Annotated in this window: 21 protein-coding genes; 10 read left to right on the top strand and 11 right to left on the bottom strand. The window is 63.3% G+C overall.

All coding sequences use genetic code 11. From position 1 onward, the window contains the following. Positions 1-52 precede the first annotated feature (52 nt). From ABZE94_RS04250 to ABZE94_RS04240, 3 genes are all read left to right on the top strand, one after another. Positions 53-685, top strand: a complete 633-nt coding sequence (locus tag ABZE94_RS04250) for a DUF4194 domain-containing protein (protein WP_372874285.1) — start codon at positions 53-55, stop codon at positions 683-685. Next, complete coding sequence (locus tag ABZE94_RS04245) at positions 682-4,071, top strand: ATP-binding protein (protein ID WP_372874284.1); 3,390 nt, start codon at positions 682-684, stop codon at positions 4,069-4,071. The genes ABZE94_RS04250 and ABZE94_RS04245 overlap by 4 nt, the downstream gene beginning before the upstream one ends. Positions 4,072-4,194: 123 nt before the next feature. Next, positions 4,195-5,367, top strand: coding sequence for a DUF3322 domain-containing protein (locus ABZE94_RS04240; protein ID WP_372874283.1), 1,173 nt, complete (start codon positions 4,195-4,197; stop codon positions 5,365-5,367). 20 nt (positions 5,368-5,387) lie between these two features. Here the strand turns inward: ABZE94_RS04240 and ABZE94_RS04235 are convergent, their stop codons facing one another. After that, positions 5,388-6,350, bottom strand: a complete 963-nt coding sequence (locus ABZE94_RS04235; RefSeq protein WP_372874282.1) for a GlxA family transcriptional regulator — start codon at positions 6,348-6,350, stop codon at positions 5,388-5,390. A gap of 84 nt (positions 6,351-6,434) precedes the next feature. Here ABZE94_RS04235 and ABZE94_RS04230 point away from each other — a divergent pair, with 84 nt between their 5' ends. Beyond that, positions 6,435-7,220 (top strand): MBL fold metallo-hydrolase, encoded by a 786-nt coding sequence (locus tag ABZE94_RS04230; protein WP_372874281.1) that lies wholly within the window; start codon positions 6,435-6,437, stop codon positions 7,218-7,220. Positions 7,221-7,225: 5 nt separating this feature from the next. Here the strand turns inward: ABZE94_RS04230 and ABZE94_RS04225 are convergent, their stop codons facing one another. Next, entirely contained in the window at positions 7,226-7,942 is a 717-nt protein-coding gene (locus ABZE94_RS04225) for a UTRA domain-containing protein (protein WP_372874280.1), read from the bottom strand. A 307-nt stretch (positions 7,943-8,249) separates the two neighbouring features. On the opposite strand from ABZE94_RS04225, the gene ABZE94_RS04220 reads away from it, so the two are divergent. The 6 genes from ABZE94_RS04220 (at position 8,250) to ABZE94_RS04195 (ending at position 13,574) form a co-directional block, all read left to right on the top strand. Next, positions 8,250-9,308: an ABC transporter substrate-binding protein gene (locus tag ABZE94_RS04220; RefSeq protein WP_372874279.1), complete on the top strand. Its 1,059-nt coding sequence runs from the start codon at positions 8,250-8,252 to the stop codon at positions 9,306-9,308. A gap of 119 nt (positions 9,309-9,427) precedes the next feature. After that, a complete protein-coding gene (locus tag ABZE94_RS04215) occupies positions 9,428-10,231 on the top strand; it encodes an alkaline phosphatase family protein (RefSeq protein WP_372874278.1) in 804 nt (267 codons plus the stop codon). Further along, positions 10,228-11,142 (top strand): ABC transporter permease, encoded by a 915-nt coding sequence (locus ABZE94_RS04210; RefSeq protein WP_372874277.1) that lies wholly within the window; start codon positions 10,228-10,230, stop codon positions 11,140-11,142. The genes ABZE94_RS04215 and ABZE94_RS04210 overlap by 4 nt, the downstream gene beginning before the upstream one ends. Then, entirely contained in the window at positions 11,129-11,926 is a 798-nt protein-coding gene (locus ABZE94_RS04205) for an ABC transporter permease (protein WP_372874276.1), read from the top strand. The genes ABZE94_RS04210 and ABZE94_RS04205 overlap by 14 nt, the downstream gene beginning before the upstream one ends. Continuing rightward, on the top strand, positions 11,923-12,921 hold the full coding sequence (locus ABZE94_RS04200; protein WP_372874275.1) for an ABC transporter ATP-binding protein: 999 nt from the start codon (positions 11,923-11,925) through the stop codon (positions 12,919-12,921). The genes ABZE94_RS04205 and ABZE94_RS04200 overlap by 4 nt, the downstream gene beginning before the upstream one ends. Next, complete coding sequence (locus tag ABZE94_RS04195; protein ID WP_372874274.1) at positions 12,921-13,574, top strand: HAD family hydrolase; 654 nt, start codon at positions 12,921-12,923, stop codon at positions 13,572-13,574. The genes ABZE94_RS04200 and ABZE94_RS04195 overlap by 1 nt, the downstream gene beginning before the upstream one ends. A gap of 267 nt (positions 13,575-13,841) precedes the next feature. On the opposite strand, the gene ABZE94_RS04190 is transcribed toward ABZE94_RS04195, so the two are convergent. The 9 genes from ABZE94_RS04190 to ABZE94_RS04150 form a co-directional block, all read right to left on the bottom strand. After that, positions 13,842-15,053, bottom strand: coding sequence for an O-succinylhomoserine sulfhydrylase (locus ABZE94_RS04190; RefSeq protein ID WP_372874273.1), 1,212 nt, complete (start codon positions 15,051-15,053; stop codon positions 13,842-13,844). Between the two features lie 69 nt (positions 15,054-15,122). After that, entirely contained in the window at positions 15,123-16,628 is a 1,506-nt protein-coding gene (purF, locus tag ABZE94_RS04185) for an amidophosphoribosyltransferase (protein ID WP_372874272.1), read from the bottom strand. A 46-nt stretch (positions 16,629-16,674) separates the two neighbouring features. Beyond that, positions 16,675-17,229, bottom strand: coding sequence for a CvpA family protein (locus ABZE94_RS04180; protein ID WP_372874271.1), 555 nt, complete (start codon positions 17,227-17,229; stop codon positions 16,675-16,677). 271 nt (positions 17,230-17,500) lie between these two features. Next, positions 17,501-18,112: an SPOR domain-containing protein gene (locus ABZE94_RS04175; RefSeq protein WP_372874270.1), complete on the bottom strand. Its 612-nt coding sequence runs from the start codon at positions 18,110-18,112 to the stop codon at positions 17,501-17,503. Then, positions 18,096-19,403, bottom strand: coding sequence for a bifunctional tetrahydrofolate synthase/dihydrofolate synthase (gene folC, locus ABZE94_RS04170; RefSeq protein WP_372874269.1), 1,308 nt, complete (start codon positions 19,401-19,403; stop codon positions 18,096-18,098). The genes ABZE94_RS04175 and folC overlap by 17 nt, the downstream gene beginning before the upstream one ends. Then, the gene (gene accD / locus ABZE94_RS04165) at positions 19,400-20,290 is read right to left on the bottom strand and encodes an acetyl-CoA carboxylase, carboxyltransferase subunit beta (RefSeq protein ID WP_372874268.1); all 891 of its coding nucleotides are present in this window, start codon (positions 20,288-20,290) and stop codon (positions 19,400-19,402) included. The genes folC and accD overlap by 4 nt, the downstream gene beginning before the upstream one ends. A 218-nt stretch (positions 20,291-20,508) precedes the next feature. Next, positions 20,509-21,129 carry a phosphoribosylanthranilate isomerase gene (locus ABZE94_RS04160; protein ID WP_372874267.1) on the bottom strand — a complete coding sequence of 207 codons (621 nt, stop codon included), beginning with the start codon at positions 21,127-21,129 and terminating at the stop codon, positions 20,509-20,511. A gap of 130 nt (positions 21,130-21,259) precedes the next feature. Next, entirely contained in the window at positions 21,260-22,126 is an 867-nt protein-coding gene (gene truA / locus ABZE94_RS04155; RefSeq protein ID WP_372874266.1) for a tRNA pseudouridine(38-40) synthase TruA, read from the bottom strand. Positions 22,127-22,129: 3 nt separating this feature from the next. Next, positions 22,130-22,336: FimV/HubP family polar landmark protein (locus ABZE94_RS04150; protein WP_372874265.1), on the bottom strand; the 207-nt coding region annotated here is incomplete at its 5' end.

Here is a 22,336-nt window from a genome sequence, read left to right as displayed (position 1 = left end):
AGACCGCAGAGCTCTGCCCCTTGAACAGCACAGCCGTTAGCTAGAGAAGCCCATGTCCGACGCCCCCGATTCCGCCCTGTCCCTGCCGCTGATCGCCCTGTTCAAGGGCGTGCTCTACCAGGAAGACGATCCGGCCCTGTGGCAGAGCCTGCTCGACCTGCAGAGCCGGGTGCGCGACTACCTCGGCGTGCTCGGCCTGCAACTGATCCTCGACGAGGCCGAAGGCTATGCCTACCTGCGCCAGCACCAGGAAGAGGACGAAGCAGTGCCGGGCCAGGTCGCCCTGCCACGGCTGATCGCCCGCCGCCAGCTCAGCTATCCGGTGAGCCTGCTGCTGGCCCTGCTGCGCAAGCGTCTGGCCGAATTCGACGCCAGCAGTGGCGAGGCCCGCTTGATTCTTTCCCGCGAGCAGATTGCCGACCTGCTGCGGCTGTTCCTCGTCGAAGGCAGCAACGAGGCCAAACTGGCCGACCGCATAGACACGCATATCGCCAAGGTGGTGGAATTCGGCTTCCTGCGACGCCTGCGCGGCAAGGACGAGCAGTTCGAGGTGCGGCGCATCCTCAAAGCCTATGTCGACGCCCAATGGCTAAACGAATTCGACCAGCGCCTGCGCGATTACTCCGAGCAAACCAATGCCACGCAAAACGGCGCCGCACCGGCCGCCGACCAGGTGAACCCATGACCACCCCGGAAACCCTGCAACTGCTGGATTTTTCCAGCAGCGACGAACGCGCCGGCTTTCGCCTGCATTCCTTCGAGGTCTACAACTGGGGCACCTTCCACCAGCGCGTCTGGCGCTTCCCGGCCGGCGGCGACAACGCCCTGCTGACCGGCGACATCGGCTCCGGCAAATCGACCCTGGTCGACGCCGTCACCACCCTGCTGGTGCCGGCGCAGAAGATCGCCTACAACAAGGCCGCCGGCGCAGAGGCCAAGGAACGCAGCCTGCGTTCCTATGTGCTCGGCCACTACAAATCGGAACGCAGCGACAGCGGCCTCAGTGCCAAGCCGGTGGCGTTGCGCGACCACAACAGCTACTCGGTGATCCTCGGCCACTTCTACAACGAGGGCTTCGACCAGCATGTGACCCTGGCCCAGGTGTTCTGGCTGACCGAGAACCGCGGCCAACCGGCGCGCTTCTATCTGGTGGCCGACCGCGCGCTGTCGATCACCGAGCATTTCGCCAACTTCGGCAGTGACCTCTCGGCCCTGCGCAAGCGCCTGCGCGAGTTGCCCAATGTGCTTCTCGAGGAAAGTTTTTCCGCCTATGGCGCGGCCTTCCGCCGCCGCTTCGGCATCGACAACGAGCAGGCCCTGGAGCTGTTCAGCCAGACCGTGTCGATGAAATCGGTGGGCAACCTGACCGATTTCGTCCGCGAGCACATGCTCGAAGAGCTGCCGATGCAGGCGCGCATCGGCGCGCTGATCAACCACTTCGACGACCTCAACCGCGCCCACGAGGCGGTGCTCAAGGCCAAGGATCAGATCGCCCGGCTACGCCCGCTGCACGAGGACTGCAAGCGCCACGCCACGATCGTTGCCGAGGCCGAGCACTTCACCGCCTGTCGCGAGGCGCTGTCGCCCTGGTTCGCCCAGCTCAAGGGCGAGTTGCTCGGCAAGCGCCTGAGCAACCTGGAGCAGGACGGCGCCCGCCTCGGCGAGCAACGCCGCGCCCTCAGCGAGCGCCGCGAACAGGGCCAGGCGCGGCGCGACGAGCTGAACCGCGCCATTGCCCAGAACGGCGGCGACCGCCTGGCCGCGATCAAGACCGAGATCCACACCAAGAGCGCCGAGCAACAACGCCGGCAGAGCCGCGCCGAGCAGTACGACCAATTGGCCCGTGCCCTGGAGATGCCGCAGGCGCTGTCGGCCGAGCCCTTTCTGGCTAACCTGCAGGCTCTGCCTGGCGCCCGCGAAGACAGCCTGCAAGCGCGCGACCAGGCGAAGAACGGCGAGACCGAAAGTTCGGTGCAGTTCCACCGCCTGCGCCAGCAGCACCAGGAACTGCACGAGGAACTGGCCTCGCTGCGCGGCCGCCGCTCGAACATCCCGGCGCGCATCCTGGAAATCCGCCAGCGCCTGTGCGCGGCGCTGCACCTGGACGAGGACGAGCTGCCGTTCGCCGGCGAGCTGATCCAGGTTCACGAAGACGCACGCGACTGGCAGGGCGTGGCCGAACGCCTGCTGCACAACTTCGGCCTGTCGCTGCTGGTGCCCGACAGCCACTACGCCCAGGTCGCGCAATGGGTGGAAGACACCCATCTGGGCCAGCGCCTGGTGTATTTCCGCGTGCGCCAGCGGCGCGCCCAGGACCTGCCCGAACTGCACCCCGATTCGCTGGTGCGCAAGCTCTCGCTACGCCCTGACTCGCCGTTCTACGACTGGCTCGAAGGCGAGCTGGCGCGGCGCTTCGACTACGCCTGCTGTGACTCCCTGGAGCAATTCCGCCGCGAAGAAAAAGCCGTTAGCCGCAACGGCCAGATCAAGGCCGGCCAGGAACGCCACGAAAAGGACGACCGCACTCGCCTCGACGACCGCAGCCGCTACGTGCTCGGCTGGAGCAACCAGGAGAAGATCGCCGCCCTGGACAAGCAGGCCAGCGATCTACAGAGCCGCCTGCAGGACATAGGTGCCGAAATCGCCCGCCTGCAGGGCCAGCAAAAGGTTCTGGATGGCCGCATCGGCAACCTCGACAAGCTCTCCACCTTCCAGCACTTCCAGGAACTCGACTGGCGCCCGCTGCTGCTGGAGATCGAACGTCTGGAGCAGGAGCGCCGCCAGCTCGAGGCCGAATCCGATACCCTGCGCACCCTGCAACAACAGTTGCGCGCCCTGGAAAGCGAACTGCGGCAATGGCTGGAACAGTACGACGAGAAGAATCGCGAACTGGCCCGCTGCGAGCAGAAACGCGAAACCGCCCAGACCCAGCTCGACGAATGCCGCCAGCGTCTGGACGCCGCCGAACCCGGCCAGCTCGCCTTGTTCGCGCAATTGTCCGAGCTGCGCGACGAGGCCCTGGGCGAACACAGCCTGACGGTGGAAGCCTGCGACAACCGCGAAACAGAGATGCGCAAGTGGCTGCAGGCACGCTTCGACGCCGAAGACAAAAAACTCAAGCGTCTGGTCGAGAAGATCACCCAGGCGATGAGCGACTACCGCAACGCCTACCCCCTGGAAACCCGCGAAGTCGACGCCAGCGTGGCCGCCGCTAACGACTACCGGGCCATGCTCGACAGCCTCGAGCAGGACGGCCTGCCGCAGTATGAACAACGCTTCAAGGCCCTGCTCAACGAGAACACCATCCGCGAGGTGGCCAACTTCCAGAACCAGCTGGGCCGCGAACAGCACGACATCCGCGAGCGCATCGACAGCATCAACCTGTCCCTGCGCGAGATCGACTACAACCCCGGCCGGCTGATCCAGTTGGAAGCGGAAAACAACGGCGACCCCGAGATCAACGAATTCCGCACCAGCCTGCGCGCCTGCACCGAGGGCAGCTTGAGCGGCAGCGAGGACGAGCAGTACGCCGAGAGCAAGTTTCTCGAAGTACGCCGCATCATCGAACGCTTCCGTGGCCGCGAGGGCTCAAGCGACTTGGACAAACGCTGGACCGCCAAGGTTTGCGATGTACGCAACTGGTTCGTTTTCTCCGCATCCGAGCGCTGGCGCGAGGACAACAGCGAGCACGAGCACTACAGCGACTCGGGCGGCAAATCCGGCGGGCAGAAGGAAAAACTCGCCTACACCGTACTGGCCGCCAGCCTGGCCTACCAGTTCGGCCTGGAATGGGGCGCCACCCGCTCGCGCTCGTTCCGCTTCGTGGTCATCGACGAAGCCTTCGGCCGCGGCTCCGACGAATCCGCCCGCTACGGCCTGGAACTGTTCAAGAAGCTCAACCTGCAACTGCTGATCGTCACCCCGTTGCAGAAGATCCACATCATCGAACCCTATGTCGCCAGCGTCGGCTTCGTGCACAACGATCAGGGCCGCGAATCCATGCTGCGCTGCCTGAGCATCGAGGAATATCGGCGGGAGAAGGAGCAGCGCAGCAATGAAACTGGACAGTGAGTCGCCCTGTAGGAGCCATGGGGGACGCCTAGTCCTTGCTGGCGATGTTTTTGATCCACCGATCGCCGGGACGCCGAACCGCAGCAAGCTGGCTCCTACAAATAGCGGATGCCGCCTGCAGCCATGACCTGGACCAGCCCCGCCGACCTCCGTGCCCAAGTGCAACGCCTGTGGGATCAGGGCGTGCTGCTGCGCGCGCAACTGGTCGGCGAGCCGCTGTTCCCCCTGGCCCTGCGCTTCAAGCGCCCGGACAGCAAGGCGCTGGCCGAGCGTTTCGACGAGGTGCGCCAGTGGATTCGTCAGTTGCAGGAGGGCGAAGGCCATTACCGTCTGGATTGGCTGGAAATCAACCATCGCCAGCTCGGTCGCAACCAGGTGCCCGGCGGTGCCCACCTCGATAGCCTGGACGCCGCCCTGGCGCTGCTCGGCAAGCGCCGCGAGGCCGAGCGCTTCGCCCAGTTGAGCCGGCAGACCCTGGCCGGTTTCCCCGAGCTGCACGACTGGCTGGCGCGCTATCCGCTGCGCGCCCTGGAACAGGCCGAGCACTGGGCCAAGGTGCTAGCGGTGCTGGACTGGTTCCGCGCGCATCCGCATTCCGGTATTTACCTGCGCCAGCTGGATATCGCCGGGGTGGACAGCAAATTTATCGAGCAGCGCCGCGGTCTGCTCGGCGAGTTGCTCGACATGGTATTGCAGGCCGAGGTGCTGGATGCCGAGGCCCGCGGCGTGCGCGGTTTTTCCCGGCGCTACGGGCTGCGCGACAAGCCGCTGCTGGTGCGCCTGCGCATTCTCGATCCGGGTCTTGCAATCAGCGGCCTGCAGGATCTCAGCGCGCCGGTCGAGCAGATCGCCTGGCTCGAGCTGGATCTTGCGCGGGTGTTCGTCACCGAGAACGAAACCAACGCCCTGGCCTTTCCCGCCCACGAACGGGCGCTGGTGATTCTCGGTCAGGGCTACGCCCTGGAACGCCTCGGCGAAATCCCCTGGCTGCACCAGCAGCCGCTGCATTACTGGGGCGATATCGACACCCACGGTTTCGCCATCCTCGACCGCCTGCGCGCGCACCTGCCGCAGGCCAACTCGCTGTTGATGGATCGCGACACCCTGCTGGAACACCAGACGCTCTGGGGCCAGGAACCGGCCGACAAGCGCTGTAACGCCAACCTCGGCCGCCTGACCGATGCCGAGCAGGCGCTCTACCGCGAACTGCGCGAAGACCGCCTCGGCGAACGCCTGCGCCTCGAGCAGGAACATGTACGCTTCGGCTGGCTGCGGCAGGCGCTGAACAGGCTCTGAATTTGTAGACCCGCCTGCGCCTAGTGTTTGAACTGCTGCCGATAGGCCGCCGGGGTCATCCCGGTGACCTGTTTGAAGGTCCGGCGGAAACTGGATTCATCGCTGTAGCCCAGTTCATCGCTGATGCGGCTGATCGACTCGCTCGTCACGATCAGCCGCTCCCCAGCCTGATTAAGCTTGATCAGGCGCACCTGATCCGACACCGCATTGCCCGTCAGCGTCTGGACTTTGCGCGCCAGCGTGCGTGCGGAAACCGTGAGTTCGTCGGCGAGCCGCTGCACGCTCAGCTGCTGCGCCGGCAAGCGCTCCACCAACAGGTGCAACCGGCGTAACAAGGGGTCGGCGTTCTCCATCAAATCGACGCTGCGCAACACCGAGGTGGCGGGCTCGGGGCGCGGCAACACCATCAGCCTGGCGATATCGCGATAGATCGCCTCGCCCATCTGCTGCTCTATCAGCGCGCGGGCAATCGGCAAGTAACCGCTGACGCCGGATGCCGTGATGCTCAGGCGATTGACGACCTGGGACCGCTCGAACTGCCACGCCACTTTGGGAAACTGCTGTTGCAGGCTCGGCGCTAGCCACCAGGTGGCAGTCGCGGGTTCGCCATTCAAGCGCCCGCTTTGCGCCAACAGGCATACGCCGGTGCAGTAGCTCCACAGTTGTGTGGTGCGCGGTAACTGAGCGAGGGCGCGAATCAAGCCGCTATTGGCTTCCAGCGTCCGCACGATCCTGGCCTGCGAATCCGCCCAGAGCCCGGGGATCAGTACCGCAGAGCAAGCCGCCTCTGCCAGGTTGCTTTGCGGCTGCAAGCGCATGCCCTGGGCGCAATCCACCGGCTGGCTATCGAGCCCCACCCAGCACAGTTGAAAACGCGTCTGGCCAACGCGCCGATTGGCGGCCACCAGCAGGTCGGCGAAGGCGAACAGGCCCGCAGGCATGCAACCGGGGTACAGCAACAGGCCGATCTTCTGAATAGGCATGAAATGTCCGCTTTATGGCAATCCTCGCCATCTTTATCTCGCGCCGCGATTTTTACAATGGCCACTCCTATGCCGGAGGTCACCATGAAAATCACTCAACTGCGTAATGCCACCCTGATCATCGAGTTCGGCGAGGTGCGCCTGCTGGTCGACCCCATGCTGGCCGCCAAGGGCCAACTGCCAACGCTCAAGTACCTCGCCCGGCGTCGGCGCAACCCGCTGGTCGAACTGCCGGACAATAGCAACGAACACCTGCAAGGCGTGACCCACTGCCTGATCACCCATTGTCAGAAAGGCCATTTCGACCACCTCGACCGCGCCGCCATTCACTGGCTACGTGCCGGCGATATCCCCGTGCTGTGCATGGCCGAGGATGCGGACTACCTGCGCAAACGCCGGCTGAATGTGCAGGTACTGCCTGGCGCCTTCTTCAACGGCAGCATCCAGGCGATCCCCTGCCTGCATGGCGAGGGCTGGATCGGCCGTCTGATGGCCCACGGATACGGTTACTTCATCCAGATCCCCGGGGAACCCAGCCTCTATCTGGCCGGCGACACCCTGCTCACCGCCAAGGTGCGCCAATGCCTGACCGAACTGGCACCGGCGGTCAGCGTGCTGCCGGCAGGCGGGGCGTGTTTTGATCTCGGCGGCGAGATCATCATGGGCCAGGCGGACATCCTCGCGGCGCTGCAACTGAGCAAGGGCATCGTCATCGCCAACCACCTGGAAGCCCTCGACCATTGCCCGACAACCCGCGCCGGGCTGTTGCAAGCGGCCGAGAAACAGGGCCTTGGCAAGCAGTTACGGGTGCCGCTGGATGGGCAGACCCTGGAGTTCTCGGTGCAGGTGCAACAGCGGGTTGCGGTATAACCGGATCACTCCGGCACCTCGACGCTGACGTGCAGGGCGTCGTGGCGCCAGAACTCCAGGTCACAATCGATGATGCGGCCGTGCTGGTCGCGGTTGACCCGCACGATGCGCAGCGCCGGGCTACCGACCGCGACTTTCAGGGCCGCTGCCGCTTCGTTGTGCAGCGCGGTAGGCACCATATCGAAACGTACGCGGCCGTAATGGATGGCGTATTCGCTGGCATACAGCTCGGTCAGCGACAGGGTCAGGTCGAAATCGAGGATGCCGGGAAAGTAGGCAGGATTCAGGTAATGCTCGACGTACAACACCAGGCGCCCGTCGATGCGTCGCGCACGGCGGATCTGGTAAACGCTCGATAACGCCGGCAGCGACAGTATCTGGCAGATTTCCGCGCTGGCCGGCATCAGCCGCGCGCTCAATACTTCGGTCGCCGGCACCCGCCCCTGTTCACCGACCATCGCATGGAAGTGCGAGCGCACCAGCGGGTTGTAGGTGATCCGCGCCGGTGAGACGAACCAGCCGCGGCGCTCCTCGCGGTAGATCAGCCCCTGGGCCTCCAGCTGACCGAGGGCCTCGCGCAACGTGATGCGGGTGGTATCGAAGACTTCGCTGAGCTTGCGCTCGGCGGGCAGTTGGCTGCCCGATGGCAATAAGCCGTGCTCGATCTGTTCTTGCAAAGCTCGGCAAATGGCAGTTACCGCCCGAGGCGCTGTGTCGCCCATTGGTGACCCTCTACTGGACTAGTCCACATTGATGAATATGCTCAACCGAGGCCGCTAGCACGCGCTTTGTGGCGATCCTAAGCAATCTGGATGACCGACAGATGACAGTTCTCGACAGGCAGCCACTGGCTTCATGGCCTTTCCGGCGTTGCTTGGCGCTAACCGTAGTCTACGCTGGGTATGTTCAGTCTGCCCGGGCGCAAAAGCGAGGCGCAGGCGCGAGACGACATAAAAACGTCATGCCGATGGCTTAGATTGGTCGGGCTCTTGCTGATCTAGACCAACCCTCACCGTAACGGAGTTTTCGATGAAAAGACGACTGCTGGCTTCATTGATAGGTTCGACCATCGCCCTGGCGGCTTCCGCCATGGCGGGCGCAATGGATTTAACGGCGCTGGAAAAAGCCGCGCGGGCCGAAGGCGCGGTGAACAGCGTGGGCATGCCGGACAGCTGGGCCAACTGGAAGGACACCTGGGTCGATCTGGAGAAGCTCTACGACCTCAAGCACATGGACACCGACATGAGCTCGGCCCAGGAAATCGCCAAATTCGCCGCCGAGAAAGACAATGCCAGCGCCGATATCGGTGACGTCGGCGCCGCCTTCGGCCCTATCGCCGTGCAGCAGGGTGTGACCCAGGCCTACAAACCAAGCACCTGGGAGCAGATCCCGAGTTGGGCCAAGGACGCCGACGGCCACTGGATGCTCGCCTACACCGGCTCCATCGCCTTTATTGTCAACAAGCAGCTGGTCAAGGATGTGCCCAAAAGCTGGGCCGACCTGAAAACCGGCAAGTACCGCGTCGCCATCGGCGATGTCAGCGCCGCGGCGCAGGCGGTCAACGGCGTACTGGCGGCGGCCATCGCCAACGGCGGCGACGAGACGAATATCCAGCCGGGCCTGGACTACTTCGCCGCTATCGCCGAACAGGGCCGCCTGTCGCTGGCCAACCCGACCATCCAGACCCTGGAAAAAGGCGAAGTGGAAGTCGGCGTGGTCTGGGACTTCAACGGCCTCAGCTACCGCGACCAGATCGATCCGAACCGCTTCGAAGTGCTGATCCCCTCCGACGGTTCGGTGATCTCCGGCTACACCACCATCATCAACAAGTACGCGAAGAACCCCAACGCCGCCAAACTGGCGCGCGAGTACATCTTCAGCGACGCCGGACAGATCAACCTGGCCAAGGGCAACGCCCGACCGATCCGCGCCGAGCACCTGACCCTGCCGGCCGAGGTGCAGGCCAAGCTGCTGCCCAACGCGCAGTACGCCAAGGTCCAGCCGATCAAGGACGCCGCCGCCTGGGAAGCCACCTCCAAGGCCCTGCCGCAGCAATGGCAGGAGAACGTCATCATCAATATGGAGTAACAGCGAGATCCACCCGTAGCCTGGATGCAATCCGGGGGGCTCTTGCAGCCTTCCCGGATTGCGCCAAGGCTTATCCGGGCTACCCCCCGCTATTTCGCAATGCAAGGAACATGTAGCGCATGCACAACGTCATCCTGGTGGTACTGGATGGCCTGAACTACGAGGTGGCCCGGCATGCGCTGGGGCATCTGCAGGCCTACTGCGGCGCCGAGCGCGCGGCGCTGTACAAGCTCGAATGCGAGCTGCCGTCGCTGTCCCGTCCGCTGTACGAATGCATCCTCACCGGCACCCGGCCCATAGACAGCGGTGTGGTGCATAACCAGGTGGTGCGCCTGTCCAACCAGCGCAGCATCTTTCATTACGCCCGCGACGCCGGCCTCTGCACTGCCGCCGCAGCCTATCACTGGGTCAGCGAGCTGTATAACCGCGCGCCTTTCGAGGCCGCCCGCGACCGCCATACCGATGACCGCGAACTGCCGATCCAGCATGGGCATTTCTACTACGCCGATCACTACCCCGACTCCCACCTGTTCGCCGACGCGGAAAGTCTGCGCCTGCGCCACAGCCCGAATTTCCTGCTGGTTCACCCGATGAACATCGACGACGCCGGCCACAAGCACGGCCTCGACAGCGCGCAATATCGCAACAGCGCGCGTGGTGCCGACGTGCTGCTCGCCGACTACCTGCAAGGCTGGCTGGATGCCGGCTACCAGGTGCTGGTCACCGCCGACCACGGCATGAACAACGACCGCTCGCACAACGGCCTGCTGCGTGAGGAGCGTGAAGTGCCGCTGTTCGTGCTGGGCTCGGCCTTCAGCCTGAGCGGTGATGCCCAGCCCAGGCAGACCGAGCTGTGCGGCACCGTCTGCGAGTTGCTCGGCGTGCCCCACGACAAACCCGTTTGCAGAGAACTACTGAAATGAGCGCGCCACTCGAACAAAGCGCCAAGCTACCCGGCGACGCGCAACCGATAGCCACGCCACGGGCACGGCTGTCGCCGCAGCTCAAGGGTAAATGGCTGGCGGCGCTGTGCCTGCTGCCCTTCGCCCTGTTCTTCGTGCTGTTCCAGATCGCGCCGCTGGTGTGGGTGGCGATCAACAGCCTGAACAGCGCCGAGGGTTGGGGCCTGGCCAATTTCGCCAAGATATTCGGCTCCAAGTTCTACCTGCAGGCGATCAAGCACAGCCTGCAGATTGCCTTCTGGTCGAGCCTGTTCGGCATGAGCATCGCGATTCTCGGCAGCTATTCGCTGCATCAGGTCGATTCCAAACTGCGCGATTTCGTCATGGCCTTCTCCAACATGACCAGCAACTTCGCCGGGGTGCCGCTGGCCTTCGCCTTTATCATCCTGCTCGGTTTCAACGGCGCGCTGACCCTGCTGCTGATCAAGGTCGGCCTGATCGAGAGTTTCAACCTCTATTCGAAAAACGGCCTGATCGTGCTCTACACCTACTTCCAGATCCCCCTCGGCGTGCTGCTGCTCTACCCGGCCTTCGACGCCCTGCGTGAGGATTGGCGCGAATCCGCCGCGTTGCTCGGCGCCAATACCTGGGACTTCTGGCGGCATATCGGCCTGCCGGTGCTGACCCCGGCGCTGCTCGGCACCTTCGTCATCCTCCTGGCCAACGCCCTCGGTGCCTACGCCACCGTGTACTACCTGACCACCGGCAACTTCAACGTGATGCCGATCCGCATCGCCGGGCTGGTCTCGGGCGATATTTCCCTCGACCCGAACCTGGCCAGCGCCCTGGCGATGATCCTGGTCGGCCTGATGGCGGTGATCACCGTGGCCCATCAACTGCTGCTGAAGAGGGGCAACCATGTCTCACGCTGACCGCGTACCGGCAGCGCTGTACCACCGCATCGTGGTCTGGCTGCTGTTTCTGATATTGCTGACGCCGCTGGCCGGCACCCTGCTCTATTCGCTGTCGACCAGCTGGTCGGCGAGCATCCTGCCGGACGGTCTGACCCTCAAGTGGTACCTGGCGCTATGGAGCGATCAGCGCTTCCTCAATGCCTTCGGCCAGTCGCTGCTGGTGTGCTTCGGCGCCCTGGCGCTGTCGGTAGTGTTGATCCTGCCGCTGCTGTTCGTCGTGCATTACCATTTCCCCAGGCTCGACGGGCTGATGAACATCCTGATCCTGCTGCCGTTCGCCGTGCCGCCGGTGGTGTCCTCGGTGGGTCTGTTGCAGCTGTATGGCTCGGGGCCGCTGGCGATGACCGGCACGCCGTGGATTCTGATCGGCTGCTACTTCACCATCGCCCTGCCCTTCATGTACCGCGCCATCACCAACAACCTGCAGGCGATTAACCTGCCCGATCTGATGGACGCCGCCCACCTGCTCGGTGCCAGCACCTGGAAGGCGGCGTTTCTGGTGGTGCTGCCGAACCTGCGCAAGGGCCTGATGGTGTCGCTGTTCCTCTCCTTCAGCTTCCTGTTCGGCGAGTTCGTGTTCGCCAACATGCTGGTCGGCACCCGTTACGAGACCCTGCAGGTCTACCTCAACAACATGAAAAACAGCAGCGGCCACTTCAACAGCGCCCTGGTGATTTCCTACTTCTTCTTCGTGCTGGTCTTCACCTGGGCCGCCAACCGCCTGAACAAGGACAAGTCATGAGTTATCTGAGCATCCGCGGCCTGCACAAGAGCTACGGCGCCACCTCGATCTTCAGCGATATCCACTGCGAGATCGGCAAAGGCGAATTCGTCACCCTGCTCGGCCCCTCGGGCTGCGGCAAATCCACGCTGCTGCGCTGCATCGCCGGGCTGACCGAAGTGGGCGGTGGGCAAATTTTGCTGGACGGCGAAGACCTGGTGCCGCAGGCGCCGCAAAAGCGTGGCATCGGCATGGTGTTCCAGAGCTACGCGCTGTTCCCGAATATGACCGTGCAACAGAACGTCGCCTTCGGCCTGCGCATGCAGAAGGTCGCCAAGGAAGAGAGCGCCGAACGTGTGTGCGAAGCCCTGGCCATGGTCGAACTCGGCGACTTCGCCGCGCGCTACCCGCACCAGCTTTCCGGCGGCCAATGCCAGCGCGTGGCCCTGGCCCGCTCACTGGTCACCCGCCCACGCCTGCTGCTGCTCGACGAACCGCTGTCGGCGCTGGATGCACGGATTCGCAAGCACCTGCGCGAGCAGATCCGCAGCATCCAGCAAGACCTCGGCCTGACCACCATCTTCGTCACCCACGATCAGGAAGAAGCCCTGGTGATGTCCGACCGCATCTTCCTGATGAACGCCGGCAGGATCGTCCAGAGCGGCGACGCCGAGACCCTCTACACCGCGCCTGTCGATGCCTTCGCCGCCGGTTTCATCGGCAACTACAACCTGCTCGACGCCGACACCGCCAGCCGCCTGCTCGGCCGGCCGATCGGCAGCCGCATCGCCATTCGCCCCGAGGCCATCCAACTCGGCGGCGAAAGCGGCGCAAACGGAATAGAGGGGCAAATCCGCAGCCACAGCCTGCTCGGCAACGTCATCCGCTACCGCGTCGAAGCCCGCGGCGTCGAGTTGCTGGTCGACGTACTGAACCGCTCGGCGACCGACATGCACGGCAGTGGCCAGCGCATTGCGCTGACCATCGATGCCGCCGCGATCCGCGAGGTGGCGTGATGGCCCTGGCAATTTTCGACCTCGACGAAACCCTGATCCACGGCGACTGCGCCAGCCTGTGGAGCGAGGAAATGGCCAAGCTCGGCTGGGTCGACGGCGAAAGCTTTATCGAGAAAGACCAGGAGCTGATGGCGCTCTACGCCGAGGGCAAACTGGCCATGGAGGACTATATGACCTTCAGCCTCTCGCCGCTGGTCGGGCGCAGCGCCGAGGAAGTCGCCTTCGTTGTCGAGCCCTATGTCGAGGATGTAATCGAGCCGTTGCTCTACAGCGACGCCATCCGCTGCCTGGCCAACCACCGCGCCGCCGGCGACCGCATTCTGATCATCTCCGCCTCGGCGCATTTCCTGGTCAGCGCCATCGCCGCGCGCCTGAAAGTCGAAGATGTACTGGCCATCGACATCGAAGAGCAACACGGCACTTACAGCGGCCGCACCCAAGGTGTGCTGACCTACCGCGAAGGCAAGGTCACGCGCCTGCAGGCCTGGCTCGAAGAACAGGGCGAAAGTCTCGATGGCGCCTACTTCTACTCCGACTCGCGCAACGACCTGCCGCTGCTGCAACTGGTCAGCAAACCCCATGCCGTCAACCCCGACCCGGTGCTGCGCCGGCATGCCGAACAGGCCGGCTGGCCGATTCTCAGCTGGCGCTGACGACCTGCCGTGGCCGGCGACCAAGCCGTTCCCAACACAGCAAACTGATGGGTATCGCTTCGCTCAACGCCATCTACGGGTTGGTGACCGCAGCGTTTTTGCAGGATGGTGCGGGCCGCGTAGGCTTGAGCGCAGCGATATCCATCATAAATAACTGCGGTAAATCGACAACCTCGGAGGCGCAACCGGATAATGCGATAACCCAATGGCGCCAGAAGGCGCCATTGGGTTGGGCAACGAGCTAAAAGCGGCTTTTGCAGCGGTCTGTCAGAGCGCCGCCAACCCGCGCGCCAGATCGGCCTTGAGGTCGACGATGTCCTCCAGGCCCACGGCCACCCGAATCAGATTGTCGCGGATACCGGCGCTGGCGCGCTCGGCCGGCGTCAATCGACCGTGGGACGTGGTCGCGGGATGAGCGATGGTGGTTTTGGTATCGCCCAGGTTGGTGGTGATCGAAATCACCCGGGTCGCGTCGATAAAGCGCCAGGCCGCGTCCTTGCCGCCCTTGACTTCGAAACTGACCACCGCGCCGAAGCCGCTCTGCTGACGCTTGGCCAACGCATGCTGCGGGTGGCTGGGCAGCCCCGAATAGTAGACATGCTCGATACCCGGCTGCTGCTCCAGCCACTCGGCCAACTGCTGGGAACTGGCGCAATGCGCCTGCATGCGCACACGCAGGGTTTCCAGGCCCTTGAGGAAGATCCAGGCATTGAACGGACTGAGGGTCGGTCCGGCGGTACGCAGAAAACCGACCACCTCCTTCATCAGCTCCGCCTTGCCGGCGACCACCCCGCCCATGCTGCGACCCTGACCGTCGATGTACTTGGTCGCCGAATGCATGACGATATCCGCCCCCAGCTTGAGCGGCTGTTGCAGTGCTGGCGTGCAGAAACAGTTATCCACCGCCAGCAGCGCGCCTTTACCGTGGGCTATTTCCGCCAGCGCCGCGATGTCCACCAGTTCGGCCAGCGGATTGGACGGCGACTCGACGAACAGCAGCTTGGTGTTGGGCTTGAACGCAGCGCTCCAGGCCTGTAGATCGGCCAGCGGCACATAATCGACCTGCACGCCGAAACGCTTGAGGTACTTCTCGAACAGGCTGATGGTCGAGCCGAACACGCTGCGCGATACCAGTACATGGTCGCCGCCACTGCACAGGCTCATGACCATGGCCAGGATCGCCGACATGCCGGACGAAGTCGCGACGGCTTGCTCGGCACCTTCCAGCGCCGCGATGCGTTCCTCGAAGGCACGCACCGTCGGGTTGGTGTAGCGCGAATAGACGTTCCCCGGCACTTCACCGGCAAAGCGTGCGGCGGCATCGGCAGCGGTGCGGAACACATAGCTGGAGGTCGGGTAAATCGCCTCGCTGTGCTCGCCCTCAGGCGAGCGGTGCTGACCGGCGCGCACCGCCAGGGTGTCGAAACCGACCCCATCGAGGTCGCTATCCAGGCGCCCTGCTTCCCACTCTTTGCTCATACCCTACCTCGTCGCGTCCGTAGCCCGGATGACATCCGGATTGCTCGCTTGCAGCTTGTGACTTGCAGCTCAATTGTTATACAGGTCGATGATCGCGCTCCCAACCTGGGACTTGACCTTGGTGCCATCATTGCGCGCCTGCTCGATCTTGTTCAGGTAAACCTCGTCGACATCGCCGGTGATGTACTGGCCGTCGAATACCGCGCAGTCGAAGTGCTCGATCTTGATCTTGCCGCCACCAACCGCCTCGATCAGATCGGAGAGCTCCTGGTACACCAGCCAATCGGCGCCGATCAGCTCGGCGACCTCCTCGGTGCTGCGGTTATGCGCGATCAGCTCGTGGGCGCTCGGCATGTCGATGCCGTAGACGTTGGGGAAACGCACTGCGGGCGCGGCCGAGCAGAAATAGACGTTCTTCGCCCCGGCTTCGCGCGCCATCTGGATGATCTGCTTGCAGGTGGTGCCGCGCACGATGGAATCGTCCACCAGCATCACGTTCTTGCCGCGGAACTCCAGCTCGATGGCGTTGAGCTTCTGCCGTACCGATTTCTTGCGTGCCGCCTGGCCCGGCATGATGAAGGTACGACCGATGTAGCGGTTCTTGACGAAGCCTTCGCGGAACTTCACGCCCAGGTGATTGGCCAGCTCCAGCGCCGAGGTGCGGCTGGTATCGGGAATCGGAATGACCACGTCGATATCGTGGTTCGGCCGCTCACGGAGGATCTTGTCGGCCAGCTTCTCGCCCATGCGCAAACGCGCTTTGTACACCGAGACACCGTCCATGATCGAATCCGGACGCGCCAGGTAGACATGTTCGAAGATGCACGGCGAGAGATGCGGATTGCTCGCGCACTGGCGGGTCGACAACTTGCCGTCCTCGGTGATGTACACCGCCTCGCCCGGCGCCAGATCGCGAATCAGGGTGAAGCCGAGTACGTCCAGCGACACGCTTTCCGAGGCGATCATGTATTCCACGCCTTCATCGGTGTGACGCTGGCCGAAGACGATCGGACGAATGCCATTGGGATCGCGAAAACCGACGATGCCGTAACCGGTGATCATCGCCACCACCGCGTAACCGCCGATGCAGCGCTCATGCACCTGGCTGACCGCGGCGAAGACGTCTTCCTCGGTCGGCTGCAACTTGCCGCGCTGGGCCAGTTCATGGGCGAAGACGTTGAGCAACACTTCCGAGTCGGAGTTGGTGTTGACGTGACGCAGGTCGGATTCGTAGATTTCCTTGGCCAACTGTTCGACGTTGGTCAGGTTGCCGTTGTGCGCCAGGGTGATGCCGTAGGGCGAGTTGACGTAGAAGGGTTGCGCCTCGGCCGAACTGGAACTGCCAGCGGTGGGATAGCGCACATGACCGATGCCCATATGGCCGACCAGGCGCTGCATGTGGCGCTGATGGAAGACATCGCGCACCAGGCCATTGTCCTTGCGCAGAAACAGCCGCCCATCGTGACTGGTTACAATACCGGCAGCATCCTGGCCGCGGTGCTGGAGGACGGTCAAGCCGTCATACAGCGCCTGATTGACGTTCGATTTACCGACGATACCGACAATGCCACACATGTGACGCAACCCCTACTGAAGTGAAACAGGCTAATTCTGAATGCGTTTAAGGCAGTTTATGCTGCATCAGCGCGTCTTTGAACGGCAACTCAGCAGGTGCGCTGATGCCGCTGGCAAGCCACTGGCTGGACACCCCCAGAATGAGGTTCTTCGACCAGTCGGCAACCATTAAAAAATGCGGCAACAGCGTCGACTGCCGCCACCACGGATCCTGCTGCACCGGCGCCAGGCTGAGCAGCCCGACCAGCACCACGACCAGCAAGCCACCACGGGCGGCACCGAAAACCATACCGAGCAAACGATCGGTGCCGGAAAGCCCGGTGACCCGGATCAGCTCACCGATCAGGTAATTGACCAGCGCGCCAACCAGCAAGGTGACGATGAAGAGTAAGGTGCAGGCTGCTATCACCCGCGCCGAAGGGGTTTCGATCCAGCCGCTGAGGTGCTCGGACAGCGCGCCACCGAACAGCCAGGCAACCACACCGGCAATGATCCAGGTGAGCAAGGACAAGGCTTCCTTGACGAAGCCACGGCTCAAACTGATCAAGCTCGATACGGCGATGATGGCGATAATCGCCCAATCGACCCAAGTGAATGCCACGATGCAGGTTACCGACGGAAAAGGCGCTGCATTTTAACAGAGCCCCCCGCATGGGGTAAGCAAAGGATTACCAGGCCGCCGGAAAATTACCCTGTGCACTGACGCCAGGGCTAAGAGCTTGTGAAAAAACTCTCACCGCGCCGCTCGATATTTTCATAACCTCCGAGCGCGCGCGGGATGATCCCGCTTACCACGACGGCGTCGACCGTTTTCAGCGCGTGCGCGGGGCGCCCTGCGCACGACGCGGGTCGCAGGATGCCGCGACAAGCGGCTAACTACGCTCCGGCTGAAAGCGCACGACAAAGCCGCTGAGCTTGTGCTGACGGTTCAACTGCTCACGCAAACGATTGGCTTCGGCTCGCTCGATCACCGGACCGACGAACACTCGATTCATCCCGTCCACGTGACGGATATAGGCGTTGTAACCCTGACTGCGCAGGGTTTTCTGCAGCGTCTGCGCCCCCGCGCGGCTGGACAGACTGGCCAACTGCACCGACCAACTGATCGGCAAGCTGTTGGCATCCAGACGACTGACGGGAGCCTGTGTCGGGGCACTGTCTGGCGCAGGGGCCGCTACCACCGGCTCAGGTTCTTCTGGGGCGGGCGCGGGCACAACTTCCAGCGTGGGCGGGGCCTCGGCAATGGCCTGCAACTCCTCGGGCAACGACTGAGGTTCCGCCACGATCACCGGTTCAGGCACGCTCACCGGCTGCACTTCAATCTGCGGCATGGCCGGCGTCCGCGGCATCGCCGGAGCATCGACCCGCACAGGCTGCAACTCGTCTTGACGCGACAGCAGCATGGGCAGAAAAATCACCGCCAAGGCCAGCAACACCAATGCGCCGACAATGCGCTGCTTCAATCCTTTATCCAGCAAAGCCATCCTGCACATCCCCCTTGGCTTGGCGGGCCAGCCAGTCCAAGGCCTCGGCCACGCAGTAAAAAGACCCGAACAGCAGTATTTCATCACCAGCCGCCGCCCGCGCACATTGCGCCTGCAACGCCGTCTGCACATCGACATGGGCCGTCACCTGCGCCCCACGATTGTGCAGATACGCCTGCAACTCGCCGGCGGGACGCGTGCGACTGGTCGGTAGCGGCGCCACGGCCCAATCCCCGACCTCATCGAGCAAGGGCGCTACCACTCCTTCCAAGTCCTTGTCGGCGAGCAGGCCGAACACCGCGAAGCGCTTGCCCGACAACGGCCTGCCGGACAAACGCTGCGCCAAGTACTCGGCCGCGTGGGGATTATGCCCAACATCCAGCAGTAACGTGAGTGGCTTGCCCTGCCAATTGAGCATCCGCCGATCCAGGCGACCGGTGACCCGGGTGCGCGACAAGGCGCTGGCGATTCGCTCGGGCTGCCAGGGCAGATCGAGCAACGCATAAGCCTGCAAGGCCAGCGCGGCATTCTCCATCGGCAGGTCGAGCAACGGCAAGCGCTGCAGACGCATGACCTCGCCCTCGCCATTCAAGCCGAACCAGGACCAGCTCTGCCCTTCGATACTCAGGTCGTAATCGCGGCCGCGCAGAAAAAACGGCGTATCCAGCAGAGCCACCTGTTGCAGCAACGTCTGCGGCGGGTCGAGATCTCCGCACAACGCCGGCTTGCCCGCGCGAAAGATACCGGCCTTCTCGAAGGCCACCGACTCACGGTTATCGCCCAGCCATTCCGCGTGATCGATGCCGATACTGGTCACCAGGGCCAGGTCGGCGTCGATCAGATTGACCGCATCCAGCCGCCCACCCAGCCCGACCTCCAGCACCACCGCGTCCAGCGCGGCGCGCTGAAACAGCCAGAAGGCCGCCAGGGTGCCCATCTCGAAATACGTCAGGGAAATCTCGCCACGCGCGGCCTCTACCGCGGCGAACGCCAGGCAAAGCTCGGCATCGCAGGCCTCGACACCGGCAATCTGCACACGCTCGTTGTAACGCGACAGGTGGGGCGAGCTGTACACCCCGACCTTGAGGCCCTGCTCTTGCAGCAAGGCGGCGAGAAACGCACAGGTCGAGCCCTTGCCATTGGTGCCGGTGACCGTGATCACCCGTGGCGCAGGCCTGGACAAGCCCAGGCGCTGCGCCACGGCCCTGGAGCGTTCCAGGCCCATTTCAATGGCGCTGGGATGCAATTGCTCCAGGTACGCCAGCCAGTCGGCCAGGGAGCGTTCGGTCATGCCGTGACCGGCAACGCAGCGACAACAGGCGACGGCAGCCCCATGAACTGAGCCAGCAGCCTGGCCAGACGGGCACGCAACTCTTCGCGATGAATGATCATATCGATGGCACCGTGCTCGATCAGGAACTCGCTGCGCTGGAACCCTTCCGGCAGTTTTTCACGTACCGTTTGCTCGATTACCCGCGGACCGGCAAAACCGATCAGCGCCTTGGGCTCGGCGACGATGACATCGCCGAGCATGGCCAGGCTGGCGGAAACGCCGCCGTAAACCGGATCGGTCAACACCGAGACAAACGGGATACCTTCTTCGCGCAGACGCGCCAGCACCGCAGACGTCTTGGCCATCTGCATCAGGGAAATCAGCGCTTCCTGCATACGCGCACCGCCCGAAGCGGAGAAGCACACGAACGGACAACGCTGCTCCAGTGCCACGTTGGCCGCACGCACGAAACGCTCGCCAACGATCGCCCCCATCGACCCCCCCATGAAGGAGAACTCGAACGCGCACGCCACCACCGGCATCGACTCAAGCGTGCCGCGCATGGCGATCAGCGCGTCTTTCTCGCCGGTCTGCTTCTGCGCACCAATCAGGCGGTCCTTGTACTTCTTGCTGTCGCGGAATTTCAGGCGATCGACCGGCTCCAGCTCCGCGCCGATTTCTTCGCGGCCTTCGGCATCGAGGAAGATGTCCAGGCGCGCACGTGCGTTGATGCGCATGTGGTGGTTGCACTTGGGGCAGACATCCAGCGTCTTCTCCAGCTCGGGCTTGTACAGCACCGCATCGCAGGACGGGCATTTGTGCCAGAGGCCTTCGGGCACCGAACTCTTCTTGACTTCGGACCGCATGATCGATGGGATCAGTTTGTCTACCAACCAGTTGCTCATGCTCTTGATTCTCCAAAACTGTGGGCTCGAACAAGCGTCTGGCACAGGGCCTTGTCGGCGCATCCAAGCAAATTCACGAGGGCAGTCTCAATAGGGGCCGGCATCGGCACGCCAGAAAGCCCGCCACCTCGACCTCGACTGCCAAAGGCGGTCACTGCACTGCATCAGGGTTATGGACGGCCAAGCCTGCAGCGCCGTCACATCGCCCGACCATTGACTCAAGCACGCCTCACCGCACGCACGAACGCATGAATCTTGTCACTGTCCTTCACGCCCTTGCTGGCCTCGACGCCACCGCTGACATCCACGGCATAGGGTCGCACCTGCTCGATAGCGGCGCGCACATTCTCGGGCGTCAAGCCTCCGGCCAGGATGATAGGCACAGTCAAGCCCTGCGGCACCAACGACCAGTCGAATGCCTCGCCGGTCCCCCCCGGCACGCCCGGCACAAAGGTATCCAGCAGTACGCCGGCGGCGGAGCCATACAAGCCGATCCGGGCGGCGATATCGTCGCCAGGCCTGACCCGCAAGGCTTTGATATAAGGCCGGTGAAAGCCCTCACAGGCAGCCGGAGACTCATCGCCATGGAACTGCAGCAGATCGAGTGGCACGGCATCGAGGATGGCGTTCAACTCGCTGCGCTGGCAATCGACGAAAAGCCCCACAGTGGTCACGAACGGCGGCAACGCCGCCACAATTGCCTGCGCCTGCTGCACGGTTACGGCGCGCGGACTCTTGGCATAAAACACCAGACCAATCGCATCGGCACCGGCGTCAACAGCAGCCAATGCGTCTTCCAGGCGGGTAATTCCACAAATCTTGCTACGAACGACTGACAACGGGCAGGCACCTCCAGTAAAGGGCCGATGGTAGCAAAGGAATGCCTACCAGGCCGCTAAAAAACGTAGGCGAGGCAGCCGAGCCTGTTTCAACGACAAATCGGCAACGCAGTTAGTTTTCCACCACCTGCTAGGCGTCTGCCGCCACATCCGGCAATCCCGAGAGAAAGTGCGGCCCGAGATAACGTGTGGGCAAATCGAATTCCTGCGGGTAGTCGACCTGCACCAGGTACAAGCCGTAGGGGTGCGCAGTCACCCCTCCCGTGCGCCGCACCCCGGTTTCCAGCACCACACGCGCCCACTCCACCGGTTGCTCGCCAGCGCCAATGGTCATCAGCACCCCGGCAATGTTACGCACCATATGGTGGAGGAACGCATTGGCACGAATATCCAGAACGATGAAGCGGCCATGTTCGATCAACTTCAGGTGATGCACCGTCTTGATCGGCGACTTGGCCTGGCATTGGCGCGCCCGAAAGGCACTGAAATCGTGCGTGCCGACAAAGGCTTGCGCCGCTTCGCGCATGCGCTCGACATCCAGCGGCCGATGATTCCAGGTCACTTCCTTGGCCATGTGCGCCGGACGAATCTGATCATTGTAGATCACATAGCGATACCGCCTGGCCATGGCACAGAAGCGCGCATCGAAGTGCGCCGGCATCAGCTTGGCCCATACCACACTGATGTCGGTCGGCAGGTTCCGGTTGGCCCCCATGACCCAGGCGAGCATCGAGCGCTCGACCGGCGTATCGAAATGCACCACCTGAGCGCTGGCGTGCACCAGCGCATCGGTACGCCCGGCACAGCTCAAGGTGACCGGCGCGCCACCCGCGACTTTCGACAGGGCTTTTTCCAGGGATCCCTGGATGGTCGGCACGCCGCCACGCTGACGCTGAAAGCCGTGGTAACGCGAGCCTTGGTATTCGACACCGAGGGCGATTCTGTAAATGCCAACGGCAGCCGAGTCGGCTGCCGTTGTGGGTAATACATCAGACATGTATCAAACCAAGTTAGCGATCAGCTCACGCGCTTCCTGTTGCTGACCATCGTTACCTTCGGCGATCACTTCATCGAGGATGTCACGCGCCCCCTCTGTATCGCCCATATCGATATAGGCGCGTGCCAAATCAAGCTTGGTCGCGGATTCATCGGTCCCAGCAAGGAAGTCGAAATCATCGTCGCCATCCAGATCCGCCCCTTGCGGCGT

The organism is Pseudomonas sp., assembly GCF_041601375.1.
GTDB lineage: Bacteria > Pseudomonadota > Gammaproteobacteria > Pseudomonadales > Pseudomonadaceae > Aquipseudomonas.
This window is presented reverse-complemented; position numbering and strand designations above follow the sequence as displayed.

Coding starts and splice junctions, on each gene's coding strand:
- ABZE94_RS04245 (WP_372874284.1), top strand. CDS start 682: ATGACCACCCCGGAAACCCTGCAACTGCTGGATTTTTCCAGCAGCGAC.
- folC (WP_372874269.1), bottom strand. CDS start 19,403: ATGACCGAACGCTCCCTGGCCGACTGGCTGGCGTACCTGGAGCAATTG.
- ABZE94_RS04215 (WP_372874278.1), top strand. CDS start 9,428: ATGCACAACGTCATCCTGGTGGTACTGGATGGCCTGAACTACGAGGTG.
- ABZE94_RS04220 (WP_372874279.1), top strand. CDS start 8,250: ATGAAAAGACGACTGCTGGCTTCATTGATAGGTTCGACCATCGCCCTG.
- ABZE94_RS04195 (WP_372874274.1), top strand. CDS start 12,921: ATGGCCCTGGCAATTTTCGACCTCGACGAAACCCTGATCCACGGCGAC.
- ABZE94_RS04235 (WP_372874282.1), bottom strand. CDS start 6,350: ATGCCTATTCAGAAGATCGGCCTGTTGCTGTACCCCGGTTGCATGCCT.
- ABZE94_RS04210 (WP_372874277.1), top strand. CDS start 10,228: ATGAGCGCGCCACTCGAACAAAGCGCCAAGCTACCCGGCGACGCGCAA.
- ABZE94_RS04225 (WP_372874280.1), bottom strand. CDS start 7,942: ATGGGCGACACAGCGCCTCGGGCGGTAACTGCCATTTGCCGAGCTTTG.
- ABZE94_RS04205 (WP_372874276.1), top strand. CDS start 11,129: ATGTCTCACGCTGACCGCGTACCGGCAGCGCTGTACCACCGCATCGTG.
- ABZE94_RS04175 (WP_372874270.1), bottom strand. CDS start 18,112: ATGGCTTTGCTGGATAAAGGATTGAAGCAGCGCATTGTCGGCGCATTG.
- ABZE94_RS04200 (WP_372874275.1), top strand. CDS start 11,923: ATGAGTTATCTGAGCATCCGCGGCCTGCACAAGAGCTACGGCGCCACC.
- ABZE94_RS04240 (WP_372874283.1), top strand. CDS start 4,195: ATGACCTGGACCAGCCCCGCCGACCTCCGTGCCCAAGTGCAACGCCTG.
- ABZE94_RS04190 (WP_372874273.1), bottom strand. CDS start 15,053: ATGAGCAAAGAGTGGGAAGCAGGGCGCCTGGATAGCGACCTCGATGGG.
- ABZE94_RS04230 (WP_372874281.1), top strand. CDS start 6,435: ATGAAAATCACTCAACTGCGTAATGCCACCCTGATCATCGAGTTCGGC.
- accD (WP_372874268.1), bottom strand. CDS start 20,290: ATGAGCAACTGGTTGGTAGACAAACTGATCCCATCGATCATGCGGTCC.
- ABZE94_RS04250 (WP_372874285.1), top strand. CDS start 53: ATGTCCGACGCCCCCGATTCCGCCCTGTCCCTGCCGCTGATCGCCCTG.
- truA (WP_372874266.1), bottom strand. CDS start 22,126: ATGTCTGATGTATTACCCACAACGGCAGCCGACTCGGCTGCCGTTGGC.
- purF (WP_372874272.1), bottom strand. CDS start 16,628: ATGTGTGGCATTGTCGGTATCGTCGGTAAATCGAACGTCAATCAGGCG.